10 protein-coding genes and 2 riboswitches are annotated in these 13,021 nt (G+C 71.7%); of the genes, 1 reads left to right on the top strand and 9 read right to left on the bottom strand.

What is annotated here, in order from left to right; translation table 11 throughout:
* Positions 1-191: 191 nt before the first annotated feature.
* The 7 genes from LNW73_RS12440 to LNW73_RS12410 form a co-directional block, all read right to left on the bottom strand.
* A complete protein-coding gene (locus LNW73_RS12440; RefSeq protein WP_250989960.1) occupies positions 192-797 on the bottom strand; it encodes a hypothetical protein in 606 nt (201 codons plus the stop codon).
* Complete coding sequence (locus LNW73_RS12435) at positions 794-2,209, bottom strand: DUF58 domain-containing protein (RefSeq protein WP_308407665.1); 1,416 nt, start codon at positions 2,207-2,209, stop codon at positions 794-796. The genes LNW73_RS12440 and LNW73_RS12435 overlap by 4 nt, the downstream gene beginning before the upstream one ends.
* A complete protein-coding gene (locus LNW73_RS12430) occupies positions 2,206-3,231 on the bottom strand; it encodes an AAA family ATPase (RefSeq protein WP_250992898.1) in 1,026 nt (341 codons plus the stop codon). Before LNW73_RS12430 ends, LNW73_RS12435 begins: the two co-directional genes overlap by 4 nt.
* Before the next feature lie 190 nt (positions 3,232-3,421).
* Positions 3,422-3,907 (bottom strand): hypothetical protein, encoded by a 486-nt coding sequence (locus LNW73_RS12425; RefSeq protein WP_250977324.1) that lies wholly within the window; start codon positions 3,905-3,907, stop codon positions 3,422-3,424.
* Complete coding sequence (locus tag LNW73_RS12420; RefSeq protein WP_250989959.1) at positions 3,904-4,890, bottom strand: DUF4129 domain-containing protein; 987 nt, start codon at positions 4,888-4,890, stop codon at positions 3,904-3,906. The genes LNW73_RS12425 and LNW73_RS12420 overlap by 4 nt, the downstream gene beginning before the upstream one ends.
* Before the next feature lie 4 nt (positions 4,891-4,894).
* A complete protein-coding gene (locus tag LNW73_RS12415) occupies positions 4,895-5,947 on the bottom strand; it encodes a C40 family peptidase (protein ID WP_308407664.1) in 1,053 nt (350 codons plus the stop codon).
* Positions 5,946-6,110, bottom strand: a riboswitch (cyclic di-AMP (ydaO/yuaA leader). It overlaps the preceding gene by 2 nt.
* A gap of 204 nt (positions 6,111-6,314) precedes the next feature.
* Entirely contained in the window at positions 6,315-7,463 is a 1,149-nt protein-coding gene (locus LNW73_RS12410) for a C40 family peptidase (protein ID WP_250989957.1), read from the bottom strand.
* 6 nt (positions 7,464-7,469) lie between these two features.
* A riboswitch (cyclic di-AMP (ydaO/yuaA leader) is annotated at positions 7,470-7,644 on the bottom strand.
* Between the two features lie 234 nt (positions 7,645-7,878).
* Here LNW73_RS12410 and pcrA point away from each other — a divergent pair.
* Positions 7,879-10,332, top strand: coding sequence for a DNA helicase PcrA (gene pcrA / locus LNW73_RS12405; RefSeq protein WP_250977328.1), 2,454 nt, complete (start codon positions 7,879-7,881; stop codon positions 10,330-10,332).
* A gap of 54 nt (positions 10,333-10,386) precedes the next feature.
* Here pcrA and LNW73_RS36340 read toward each other — a convergent pair whose 3' ends face one another.
* Both LNW73_RS36340 and LNW73_RS12395 read right to left on the bottom strand, forming a co-directional pair.
* Complete coding sequence (locus LNW73_RS36340; RefSeq protein WP_250989956.1) at positions 10,387-11,913, bottom strand: M23 family metallopeptidase; 1,527 nt, start codon at positions 11,911-11,913, stop codon at positions 10,387-10,389.
* Positions 11,914-12,041: 128 nt separating this feature from the next.
* Complete coding sequence (locus tag LNW73_RS12395) at positions 12,042-12,947, bottom strand: esterase/lipase family protein (RefSeq protein ID WP_250989955.1); 906 nt, start codon at positions 12,945-12,947, stop codon at positions 12,042-12,044.
* Between the last annotated feature and the right edge of the window lie 74 nt (positions 12,948-13,021).

The raw sequence follows: 13,021 nt of genomic DNA, 5'->3' as shown, positions 1-13,021 counted from the left end.
GTGGCCGTGCTGTCGGGGTCCGACGGCAGTGGGGTTCGGCCACCTGGAGGAGGACGCTAAACCTGGCGGGTGCGCAGGAGTACGGCGTAGAGCAGGTCTGGTCCCAATCGGCCGTTGGGTGATCGTCATTGATCAGTGTTCGACGGGTGACGTGGTCACTTGCCGAACGGCCTTGACCGTTGGGGCAGTTGTCACTCCGTGGGCGACTCGTCCCTGCTACGGGGCGTGCTCGATCTCCGGGGCCCGCGCGGCCACAGAGCCGTCCCGACCGCGTACGCGGTGGCGCACACGGCGGCGGCCGCGACCGCCGGGCCCCAGGCACTGCCGTCGGAGGGGGCGAACGCGGCGAAGAGCACCAGGCCGCTCGCTCCGTACGCGGTCAGCGGGATGTGGCGGGAGCGCAGTTGGCGGATGCCCGCCGGGCCGGCGGCGCAGGCGTCGACGATGAGGAGATAGGTCAGCAGCAGGGCCGTGACGCATGACGCCAGCCAGACGGGCGGCGTGCTGAACGCGGCGAGGACGACGCAGCCGACGGCGAAGACCGTGTTGCGGTGCTGGGACAGCAGCGCGGCCTTGCGGGCCGAGTACTGGACCGGGCGCCGGACGAGCGGCGGGGCCGCCCACCAGGCCAGCACGACCGCGGCGAGCGGCGTCAGCACATCGCCCATGGTGGGGGAGCTGGTGACGGCCGGGTCGCAGGCCGCGAGGGCCAGCGCGACGCCGAGGCCGCGCACCGGCCAGACCGGGACCTGGGGGAGGGACATGGCGGGAGAGGCGGTCGTCCGGTCCTGGGTCATCGGGTCCTGCCCTGGATTCGGGTGCGGAGCAGCGGGGCGAGGGCGAGGTCGAGGCTCTTGCCGGCCGACTGGGCGACGACCGGGATGCCGCGTTCCCGCAGTGCGAACCGCATCGCCGCCCGGTCGGCGAGCCAGAGCCGCCGGGCCAGCTGCCCGACGGTGTCGCCGGGCGCGATGTACGGGGCGCCGGTCGGGATCTCGATGACGACGAGGGGGTTGCCGCGTTGCGCGAGATCGCCCAGCACCTCGAGGATCCGCTCGTCGGCGAGCTGGGTGATCGCGTAGACGAGGGCGCCGCGGGGCAGTGCGGGCGGGGGGAGGCGCTGGAGGGCGGGGACGGAGTAGCCGAGGTCCTTGCGGACCTCCAGCACGCTCTCGACGATCCGGTAGAAGTAGCCCCCGCCGGAGCCCGGTTGCAGCCAGCGCAGCGTGCCGCCGATCGACACCAGGCCGACCCGGTCGTGGCTGCGCAGATAGGCGCGGGTGAGGCCGGCCGCGGCGCGCACCGTCTCGTCGAGTCCCGAGGCCCTGGTCGCGGGGTCGATGAAGTCGACGAGCGCGTCGACCAGTACGACGGTGTCGGCGGTGCGTTCCGCGGCGAACTGGTTGATCTGGATGCTGCCGCGCCGGGTGGTCGAGGGCCAGTGGATGCGCCGCTGCCGTTCGCCCCAGATGTGCGGGCGCACCCCGACGACCTCGATGCCGTCGCCGTTCTGCCGGGCGGTGTGCTCGCCGAGGCGGTCGGGCAGCCGGACCGGGATGGGGGTGAGGGAGGCCTGGGTGGGCACCGGGAAGACCTGGATCTCCCCGAGTTCGGCCCGCACGGTGCGACGGGCGAGCCCGCCGGTGTCGTAGACGTCCACATCGACGGTGCCCAGGCTCCAGCGGCCCCAGCGGCGGGCGGTGAGGGCGAGTTCGACGACCGGGCCGGCCACGGCGAGCGAGGTCAGCTCGACGCCCGGCCCGAGGGTGATGCCCGGGTCGATCCAGCCCGCGGCGCCGTCGAAGTCGAGCCGGACGCGGACGGCGATGTCCTCGTTCTCGAAGCAGCGGCCCGGCCCGGTCTCGACGGCGGCGCTCAGCCGGCTGGGCCGGCCGGACGTCATCGCAGCTCCCGCCGCCGCTCCCGGCCCGGCCAGTACGAGCAGCACCACCGGGCCCGCGGCCAGCGCCAGCAGCCACGCGTGGCCGGTGAGCAGCGCGGCGGCGGCCGCCACGGCGGCCACCGTGAGCAGCCGCAGGGCGCGTTCGCCGGCCCGCCAGCCGGGTGGCGGCGGGGACGGCGGCTCGGCCGGTTCCGCCGCCTCGTCGGCGGTGGCGTCCGGTGGGCCGCCCAGCGCCCGCGCGATGTGTGCGGGGACGGCGGCTGGGCGGGCGGCGGGCCGGCCCGGCGGCTGTCGGCCCGCGGTCACGGCCGCGCTGCCGGCCGCCGGAACGCGCCCTGCTGGTCCTCGGAGTGCCGGTCGTCGGAGCGCTTGTCGTCGGGCAGGGTCTGCGGCGCCGGTACGGACCGGGCGAGTTCGGCGATGACGTCGTCGGCGTTGATCTGCCGCACCCACAACTCGGGCCGCAGCGTGACGCGGTGCGCGAGGGCCGGGACGACCAGGGCCTTCACGTCCTCCGGGGTGACGTAGTCACGGCCGTCGAGCACCGCACGGGCGCGGGCCAGCTGTACGAGCGCGAGTCCGCCGCGCGGTGACGCGCCGACCTGGATCTGCGGATGGGCCCGGGTCGCGCCGATGAGGGCGACGACGTACGCGATCAGGTCGTCGTCGACCTCGACGCTCTCCAGGCTGGCCCGCATGGCGAGCACCTCGGCAGGCGTGCTCAGGGTGTTGAGCACGGCTTCGGGGGCGGCCCGGTCGAGCCGGATGCGGAGCATCGACGCCTCGTCGCGGGGCGGGAGGTAACCCATCCTGACGCGCAGCAGGAAGCGGTCCAACTGGGCCTCGGGGAGGCTGTACGTGCCCTCGTACTCGATCGGGTTGGCGGTGGCGATGACCACGAACGGCTCGGGCAGCCGCCGGGTGACGCCGTCGACCGAGACCTGCGCCTCGGCCATCGCCTCCAGCAGCGCCGCCTGGGTCTTGGGCGGCGTGCGGTTGATCTCGTCGGCGAGCAGCAGATGGGTGAAGAGCGGTCCCGGCCGGAAGACCATCTCGCCGCTGCGCTGGTCGTAGAAGGGCGCTCCGGACACGTCCGACGGCAGCAGGTCGGGGGTGAACTGGATCCGGCGGAAGTCGAGTCCGAGCGCGGTGGCGAAGGAGCGGGCGAGCAGGGTCTTGCCGAGTCCCGGCAGGTCCTCGATGAGGATGTGGCCGCCGGCGAGGACGCCGAGCATGACCAGTTCGAGGGAGTCGGGCTTGCCGACCACGGCGCGTTCGATCTCGGTGAGCACCCGGCGGGCGCGTTCCCCGGCCTCGCGCGGCGTCAGGACCGGGGGCGCGGTGGCGGACTGAGCGGCGGATGCCTGAGCGGGAACCTTGGTGGCGGGGGCCTGGGCGGAAGTGGGCTGAACGGAGGTGGGCTGAGCGACGGGGGGCTGGGCCGGCTGAATGGTCGTCACGGTGCTCCTGGAAGGACGTTCGGCGGTTCAGTGGTTCCAAGGGGGTCGTCGGTCACCGTTACAGCTCGTCGAGACGGTCGACGACGGCCCGCAGGACCTGTGGCGGGATGGTGCCCTCCGGGGCGGGCCGGCGGGGATCGATCCAGGGCCACAGCTCGGGGCCGACGACGGCGGCGGCCCGGTCGGGCTGGGCGCGCAGCGAGATCCCGTGCCGTTCGGCGAGCCGGGCCGCGTACAGCCGCTGGAGGCCCGGTCGCAGGGTGTGGGTGAAACCGTCCTCGGACGACATCCCCTGGGCGACCGCGCGGCCCCAGTCGCCCAGCCGGGGCGTCCTGCTGCCCAGCAGCCGGACCGGTCTGCGGTAGCCGTGGTCCTGGGAGTCGAAGCCCGTCGCGTAGCGGGCGGTGAGCAGGGCGACCGCCGCGATGAGCACCGCGCCGGTGCCGGCCGCGGCGAATCCGCCGGCCAGGGCGAGGGCGGCCTCGGTGCCGGCCGCGACCGTGCCGAGCACGAGCAGCGTGTGGCGCGTGGAGCCGGGGGTCACCGGTCGCCCGCCGGGGCCCGGGTGCCCGGGGTCGCTGCTCCTACGGCTGCCACGGCCTCCACGGCGGCCAGTTGGGCCGCGATCGTGTCGAGGGCGGCGCCGGCCCGCCGCAGATGGCCGTCGTCCATCGGGTGGCTGGAGTACCGCGCCTCGCGGAAGAGCTGGGTCAGGTCCGCGGCCGCGGACCCGGTCAGCGTCCCGCCGGCGACCGCGCGGTGCAGCAGGTCCGTCGGGCTGTCGGAGTCGAGCCGGGCGACCCCGGACCGGCCGAGGGTGGTCTCCATCGCCGCGTAACAGGCGATCACCGCGGCACGGGCGTCCTCGCCGTGCAGCGCGCGGCGCCCCGAGTCGACGGCGCCGGCCAGCGCGCTCTCGGCGGTGTCCGGGCTGCCGGGGATCAGTTGGAGGCCGGGTCCCGCCGTGCCCGCCAGGTACCAGCGCAGCCAGCGGACGAGCGCGACGACGACCACGACCGCGGCCAGCACCGCTCCGACGACGAGCAGCAGATGGAACAGATCGAAGGACGAACCGGCGGTCGCCTGCCCGGTGGAGGACGGCGGCTGCGCCGGTGCCTCGGTGGCGGGCGGCCCGCTCGCCGTCTCCGTGGGGAGGCTCGCGTCGTTCCGCGGTTCCGTGCCGGTCGGGTTGCTCCGGTGGCTCAGCAGCACGGCGACGGGCACCACCGCGGTGGCGGCGGTCAGCAGCAGGAGCGCCGCGTCCTTGAGCCGTTCTGCCACCGGGTCCGGGCTGTCGACGTGCTGTACGGCCCGGCGGTAGCGCGCGGCGAGCAGCGCGCCGCCCACCACGCACGCCAGGGCCAGCAGCAGGAGGTACCCGCCGTGGTACGAGAGCGGGCCCGAGCCGTCCGGCGGATCGAGCACCGACCGGCCGCCACCCGCTCGCAGCGCACCGGCCGCGAGGACCGGACCGCCGATCGCGGCGGTGGCGAGCAGGAGGACCGGCCGACCGGTGATCCGGGCCAAGGTGTCAGGCGAGTCGCACAGCGCCGGCGAACGGCATCCAGCTCATCTTGCCGACCTCGACGACGCCACCGGGGTGCGGGGCGTGCACGATCTCGCCGTTGCCCAGGTAGATGGCCACGTGGCTGATGCCGGAGTAGAAGAACACCAGGTCGCCGGGGCGCAGCTCGGACTGCGAGACGCGCGTGCCGTCGTTGATCTGGGTGTACGTGGTGCGGCTGATGCTGATGCCGGCCGAGCGGTACGCGGCCTGGGTGAGGCCGGAGCAGTCGTACGAGTTCGGGCCGGTGGCGCCGGAGACGTACGCCTTGCCGCGCTGCGCGAGCGCGAAGCTGATGGCCTGCGCGGCACGGCCGCTGGCGGGGCCGTTGTACGTGTAGCTCGCGCTGTTGGCGCTGCCGGACTGCTGGGTGTCCAGCGTGGCGACCTTCTTGCGGTCCTCGGCGGTGAGGCTGTTGAGCAGCTTCTGCGCGTCGGCGAGCTTGGCCGCGGCGGTCTTCTTCTCGGCGGCCAGCTTGGTCTGCGCGGCGGCGAGGTCCGCGACGCTCGCGGCGGCCTTGGTGCGCTCGGTCGTCGCGGCCGCCTGCTGGGTGCGGAACTCCTTGATGGCCTCTTCCTGCGTGGCCGACACACGGTCCACGAGGTGGGACTGCTCAAGGTATTTCTCCGGGTTGTCGGAGAGCAGCAGGGCGGTGGTCTGGTCGACGCCGCCTTCGCGGTACTGGGCGGCGGCGAACTGGCCCAGGGTCTCCCGCGCTTCGTTCAGCTTCTGGGTCTTCTTCGCGACCTCGGCGAGAGCCAGATCGGCCTTCGCGCGCTGCTGGTCGGTCTTCTCCTTCGCCGCGTTGACGTGCTCCGTGGCGGCTTCGGCCTTTTCGCGGAGGTCGTCGACCTGCGCCTTGACCTCGGTGATGGAGGGCTTCGCGGGCGCGGCGCTCGCGGACTCGCTCAGCAGAGTCACAGTGGCCAGCGCCACCGTCGTCAGGCCCACCACGGCACGCGGGCCGGTGGAGGCGAGTATTCGGGGGCGCGGTTTGCGGTGCGACGCCAAGGCAGACATTCCTTCCGTGGACCGCTTACCGGGTTAGCTGACGGGTTCGGGCGATGGAAGGCTGCCCTACGGTGCTCGCGTCCGTTGTGCGGACGTTCGCCCCGATTCACCCCAAGTCCTGCGTGTGGGTCCCCGGTTCCGGCCTCGCGGTCGGATTCAGCGGAGGCGGCTCGCCGTCGGCACTGCGCCGGCTTGTGGAACGAGCTGCCTAGCGGGCCACCGTAGTCAACTTGAGTGACTCTTGGGAAGTTTCCATCAGAAGGTGAGCGAAATCGCTTCGTTACCTTACCTATTGTGACCGTCCGTCCGAATGGCGGGCCGACAGCCGGGCCCTGTCGGGCCGCCTGTCGATCCGCGACATTCGGGACGGGGAACTTCAGGACGGGCGAGAAGCTCCGTAAACCGGCATTTGGGTGATCGGTGCGATCTTGACGACCGTGCCGGTGTGCGGCGCGTGGATCATGTTGCCGTCCCCTATGTAGAGGCCGACATGACTGATGTCGTCGTAGAAGAAGATCAGGTCGCCGGGCCGCAGGTCCGACATCGAGACGCGCTCGCCGGCCTTCACCTGGTCCCAGGTGGTGCGCGGCAGGGTGACACCGGCCGCCTTCCAGGCCGCCTGCGTCAGCCCTGAGCAGTCCCACGAGTCCATACCCGTCGCACCCCACCCGTACGGATCCCCGAGCTGAGCGCGGGCGAACGCGATGGCTTTCGCCGCCTTCGACGAGGTGGTGGTGGAACCCGAACCGCCGGTGCCCGTCCCGGAGCCGGTCTTCGCGGCCTCCTTGGCGGCGGCCTCCCGTGCGGCCTTCTCCTTGGCGGCGATCACCGCGGCCTGCTTGCGGGACTCCTCGGCCTTCTTGGCCGCAAGCGCCGCCAGCCGGGCCTTCTCCTGTGCGGTGAGGGAGTTGAGGAGGGTCTGCGCCGCCGCGAGCTTCTGCTTGACGGCGGTCTTCTCCGTCTGCAGCTTGGTCTGCGCCGAGGTCAGCGCGCCCAGGCTCTTCACCGCCTCGGTGCGCTTCTGCGTCGTCGTGGCCTGCTGGGTGCGGAAGTTCTCGACCGCTTCCTTCTGGTTGCCGGTCATCCGCTTCATCTGGTGCGTCTGGTCGAAGAACTGCTGCGGATCGGCGGAGAGCAGGAAGGTGCTCGTCCCCTCGACGCCGCCGCTGCGGTACTGGGCGGCCGCGTACTGGCCCAGGACGCGCCGCGCGTCGTTGAGCGACTCGGTCCGCTGTGCGACCTGGCTCAGCAGCGCCTCGACCTTGGAGCTCTGCTGGTCGGCCTGCTCCTTCGCGCCGTTGTAGCGCTCGGTGGCGACCTCGGCGTCGTGGTTGAGCGCGTCGACCTTCGCCTGGACCTCTTCGATGGAGGGCGGCTGCGGCTGTGCGGGCGCCGCGCTCGCGGTCTCGCCCAGCAGGGTGACGGTGGCCAGTGCCGCCGCCGTGAATCCGACAGCCGCGCGGGGGCCGGTCGTGGTGAGCAGGCCGGCACGTATGCCGGGGCGGGGTTTGCGGTGCGACGCCAAGGCGGGAAATCCTTCCGTAAACCGCTTACCGGGTTAGCTGTCGGGTTCGGGCTGTCGGAAGGTCGCCCTACGGTTCGTGCGGAACGTCCCCTGCGGAACATCCCGTGCGGACCGATTCACCCCAGTGATGCCAGTGGGTCCCCGGCTGCGGCCTCTCGGCCGCACTCAGCGGAGACGGTCCGTGACGGCGTGTTGCCGAAGTGGAGGACGGACCGCCTGCTCCGGCACGGTAGCCAACTCTCATGTCCGGTGGGAAGACCGGTGTCCGATAGGCCCGAAACCATTTCGTGATCTGTGCGCCGTGATCGGATCCGGTCGCGGAGAGTGACGACTCTTTCAGGCCCGGTCCACGTCCGGACGGACTCCGCCAAGCGGAGTGTGAGGTGTCAGTGGGGGCGCCTAGACTCGGGAAGCGATGAGCAGCCTCTTTGACGACAGCTTCCTGGCCGACCTCCAGGCCCCCGACCACGCGTCGGAATCCGTCCCGCCGCCCCCGGAGCACGGGTCCGCGCACCGGCCGGACGATGCCGCGGACGACCTCTTCGGCGGGCGCTTCAACGAGCCCCCGCACGGTGGCCGGGACGCGTACTACCGGGACGGGGCCGCCCGCCCCGTCGTCGACCCCGCGCAGCTCCTGGAGGGGCTGAACGAGCAGCAGCGCGCCGCCGTCGTGCACGCGGGCGGGCCGCTGCTCATCGTCGCGGGCGCCGGATCGGGCAAGACGCGGGTGCTGACGCACCGCATCGCCCATCTGCTGGGCACCCGCGGGGTGCACCCGGGCGAGATCCTCGCGATCACGTTCACCAACAAGGCCGCGGGCGAGATGAAGGAACGCGTCGGCGACCTCGTCGGCGCGCGCGCCAACGCGATGTGGGTCATGACCTTCCACAGCGCGTGCGTGCGGATCCTGCGCCGCGAGAGCAAGAAGCTCGGCTTCACCTCCAGCTTCTCGATCTACGACGCCGCCGACTCCAAGCGGCTCATGGCGCTCGTCTGCCGGGACCTGGACCTCGACCCCAAGCAGTTCCCGCCGAAGGCGTTCAGCGCGAAGGTCTCGAACCTCAAGAACGAGCTGATCGACGAGGAGGACTACGCCCGGCAGGCGGAGAACCCCTTCGAGAAGCACGTCGCCGAGGCGTACGCGCTCTACCAGGCGCGGCTGCGCGAGGCCAACGCCCTGGACTTCGACGACATCATCATGACCACGGTGCACCTGCTCCAGGCGTTCCCCGACGTCGCCGAGCACTACCGGCGGCGGTTCCGCCACGTCCTCGTGGACGAGTACCAGGACACCAACCACGCCCAGTACACGCTGGTGCGCGAGCTGGTCGGCACCGGCGACCACACCGCCGAGCTGTGCGTGGTGGGTGACGCGGACCAGAGCATCTACGCCTTCCGCGGTGCCACCATCCGCAACATCCTGCAGTTCGAAGAGGACTACCCGCAGGCGACGACGATCCTGCTGGAGCAGAACTACCGCTCCACGCAGACGATCCTCACGGCCGCCAACGCCGTCATCGAGCGCAACGCCGGCCGCCGCGCCAAGAACCTGTGGACCGACGCCGGCGACGGCCCGATCATCACGGGCTATGTCGCCGACCACGAGCACGACGAGGCGCAGTACATCGCCGAGGAGATCGACCGGCTGACGGACGCGGGTGACTCCCGCCCCGGTGACGTCGCCGTCTTCTACCGGACCAACGCCCAGTCGCGTGTCTTCGAAGAGGTCTTCATCCGCGTCGGGCTGCCGTACAAGGTCGTCGGCGGGGTGCGCTTCTACGAGCGCAAGGAGGTCCGCGACATCCTCGCGTACCTGCGCGTCCTGTCGAACCCCGAGGACACCGTCCCGCTCCGCCGGATCCTGAACGTGCCCAAGCGCGGTATCGGCGACCGGGCCGAGGCGATGATCGACGCCCTGTCGCTGCGCGAGAAGATCTCCTTCTCGCAGGCGCTGCGCCGGGTCGACGAGGCGTACGGCATGGCCGCCCGCTCCTCCAACGCGGTCAGGAAGTTCAACGAGCTGCTGGAGGAGCTGCGCACCATCGTCGAGTCGGGGGCCGGTCCCGCGACCGTCCTCGAAGCGGTGATGGAGCGCACGGGCTATCTCGCGGAGCTCCAGGCCTCCACGGACCCGCAGGACGAGACCCGCATCGAGAACCTTCAGGAACTCGCCGCCGTCGCCCTGGAGTTCGAGCAGGAGCGGGCTGCCGCCGAGGACGCGGAGCCCGGCACCCTCTCCGAGTTCCTGGAGCGCGTCGCACTGGTCGCCGACTCGGACCAGATCCCGGACGACGAGGAGGGGGGCGGCGTCATAACGCTGATGACGCTGCACACCGCCAAGGGCCTCGAGTTCCCGGTGGTCTTCCTCACCGGCATGGAGGACGGGGTCTTCCCGCACATGCGGGCGCTGGGCCAGGCCAAGGAGCTGGAGGAGGAGCGGCGACTGGCGTACGTCGGCATCACGCGGGCGCGCGAGCGGCTGTACGTGACGCGGTCGACGATGCGCAGCGCGTGGGGCCAGCCCTCGTACAACCCGGCCTCGCGCTTCCTGGAGGAGATCCCGCCCACGCTGATCGACTGGAAGCGGACCGGCCCGGTGGCCGCGCCGGGGGCCGCGATGTCCGCCGCCGCGTCGTCGTTGTCGTCCTCGCGCGCCAAGGCGGGCCCCAAGGGCTTCGCGACCCGGCGGGCGACGGACCGGCCGGTGATCGCGCTGACGGTCGGGGACCGGGTCACGCACGACCAGTTCGGCCTCGGGACCGTCGTCGGGGTCAGCGGTACCGGTTCCGACGCGCAGGCGACGGTCGACTTCGGCGAGGAGAAGCCGAAGCGGCTGCTGCTGCGGTACGCGCCGGTCGAGAAGCTCTGACGGCGGGGCTCGCGCGCCTCCGGCGAGGGCCGGAGGCGGGTCGGGTGAGCGCTGTCAGCGGGGGTCGAGCCCGTGCGCCAGCAGCCACGGCAGCGGGTCGATCGGCGTACCGCCGTGCGGCCGGACCTCGAGGTGCAGGTGCGGGCCGGTGGTGTTGCCGGTGTTGCCCGAGTACGCGATGACCTGGCCGGCCTTGACCGTGCCGGAGCGGATCTTGGTGCTGCTGAGGTGGCAGTACCAGGTCTCGGTGCCGTCGGCGGCGGTCACTATGGCCATGTTGCCGTAGGAGTTGTTCCACTGCGTGCGGATGGTGCCGTCGGTCACGGCCGACACGGGAGTGCCGGTGTCGACCGGGAAGTCGATGCCGGTGTGCAGCGCCATCCAGTTGACGCCGGACTGGCCGTAGTACGCGCTCAGTCCGCGCTCCGACACCGGCAGCAGGAACTTCGGCCGCAGGGCCTCCTTGCGTGACGCCGCGTCGGCCTTCGCCTTCTTCGCGGCGGCCTCGCGGTCCTTGAGGTCGATCCGCTCCTGCGTACGGCTGGCGCGGGTGGCGAAGTCGTCCGCGTCGGAGGTGACTCCGGCGAGCTGGGTGTCGAGCTTCGAGACGGGCGCGTTCGTGGCGGTCTTCTCGGAGGCCTCGGTCTTCGTCGTCGCATGGGCGCCGGGCACGTCGCTGATGGCCGCGGCGGCGCAGGCCGCCACACCCATGACGGCGACGGACGGCACCGCGATGGTCAGGAGCGCGGAGCGCTTCGCGGGCCGCTTGCGGCGGCAGCCGCTCCCACCGCCGCGCGGGGCCGCCGGGACGTGGGCCACATCGGATGCGGACTCGGTCTCGGTCTCGGAGCCCGTCTCGGAGCCGGTCTCGGAGTCGAGGTCGAGTGCGGGGTCCAGGTCGTGGTCGAGGTGCAGGTCGTGACCGAGGTGGTCGGCGTCGGGTCCGGACTCGTGCGCGGGCGCCGGTTCCGGCTCGTACGCGAACTGAGTGGTGTAGTCGGCGCCGTACTCGTTCCCGTACTCGTTCCCGTAGTGCGGTGCGTCGGCCGGGGGGCCGACGTATCCGGGTACGGGCTCCGGTGTGTAGCTGTGCTCGACGGGCGCGGCCTGCGCGGGCACGGTGTAGCCGCCGGTGTCCCAGGACATCGCGTCGTAGGTGCCGGTCGGGTAGCTGCCGGTGTCCTGGCCGGGGGCGTTGTAGCCGTACGCCGGGTACTGGCCGGAGTCCCAGTTCTGCTGCTGTTCCTGCTGGTGGAACTGCGGCTGCGACTGGGACGGGACATGCGGCTGCTGGGACTGCTCGGGGTACGTGGGGTAGCTGCCGGTCTGGGCCTGCCAGAAGCCGCTCGCGTCGTAGCTGCCCGTCTCGTGGACGGACGCGTCGTAGCCGTGCTGCGCCGGCTGCGGGACAAACGCGTAGCTGCCCGTGGCGCCCGTGTCCGCGGTGCCGGTCATCGCTCCGAAGAGCGGATCGCCGTCCGCGAAGGTGGTGCCGATGTTCTGGTACGAGCCCGTCGAATAGGGGTCGTAGCCGTAAGCACCGTAGTCGGGGGCGTACCCCGACGGGTGACGATCGTTCACCGCCTACTTCTCTTTCGCCTCGGCAGCAGGAGAATTAGCGGTGACTGTAGCCCCCTACCCCCGACGGCGACAATCTTCGGCAGGTTCCGGATCCGTACAATGCGTTGTGTTCGAATTGAATTCGACGGCTATGCCGCGTTCTCGGCGCCCACCGCGAGCTCCTCGCCGGTCAGCGACTGCCGGATTCCGGCCGCCACGGTGGCGTGCACCGGCAGTGCGAGATGCCCGATTCCCGTGACTTGCACATTGTGTACCACCAGGTCGGGATGGTCGATGCGGGCGGTTTCCACCGGGATCATCAATTGGTCCAGGTCGCTCCAGAAGGCGACGAAATGCGTGCGGCAGCCGGGGGCCGGTTCCGTCAATTCGTTCATGAGATCGGAACCGGGGCGCATTTGCCGCACGATCGGGTGCGGCGTCAGCAGCGGGACGGCGCGGGTGCCGGAGTGCGGGGTGCCCAGCGTCACCACCGTGCGGACCCGGGTGTCTCCGCCGAGGCGCTGCACGTAGTAGCGGGCGATCAGGCCGCCGAGGCTGTGGCCGACGATGTCCACCTGGCGCTGCCCGGTCTGTTCGCAGATCTGCTCGACATGGCGGCCGAGCAGCGCGGCGGCCGTACGGATGTCGCAGCTCAGCGGGGAGTAATTCAGAGCCTGGACGTGCGTCCAGCCGTGCTTTCGCAGGGAGCGGCGGAGAAGGGTGAATACCGAACGATTATCGACGAAGCCGTGCAGCAGTAGAACGGGACGATGTGCGGCCGCTACGGCCCGCAGTCGCGCGGTACCGGAACTCGCATCCGTTTCCGTGTACGAGCCGGTGTGCGAGGCATTGTGGGGATCTGTGTTCGCGTCCGCGTCCGCGTCCGTGGAGGGACCGGGGCCGGGGCCGGGCCGGTCGCGCTCGGGGAGGATGCCGGTCGGATAGAGGAAGAGATGGCCGGTCAGGATGACGAGCTCGAAAACCGCCGCGCGAATGACCGCTGTGCTGCGCAGCCAGCGGCCCGTGGCGACGGCTCCGAACGACAGGGCGCTCATGGCCCACCTCCCGTGCGGCACGACGGGAGACAGCTCCGTCCCCCGTGTGCCCTAGTCCGGAGAGCCGTACAGCG

It is taken from the genome of Streptomyces sp. RKAG337, from assembly GCF_023701715.1.
Classification (GTDB): domain Bacteria; phylum Actinomycetota; class Actinomycetes; order Streptomycetales; family Streptomycetaceae; genus Actinacidiphila.
The sequence above is the reverse complement of the archived record's forward strand: the minus strand, read 5'-3'. Positions and strand labels throughout refer to the sequence as shown.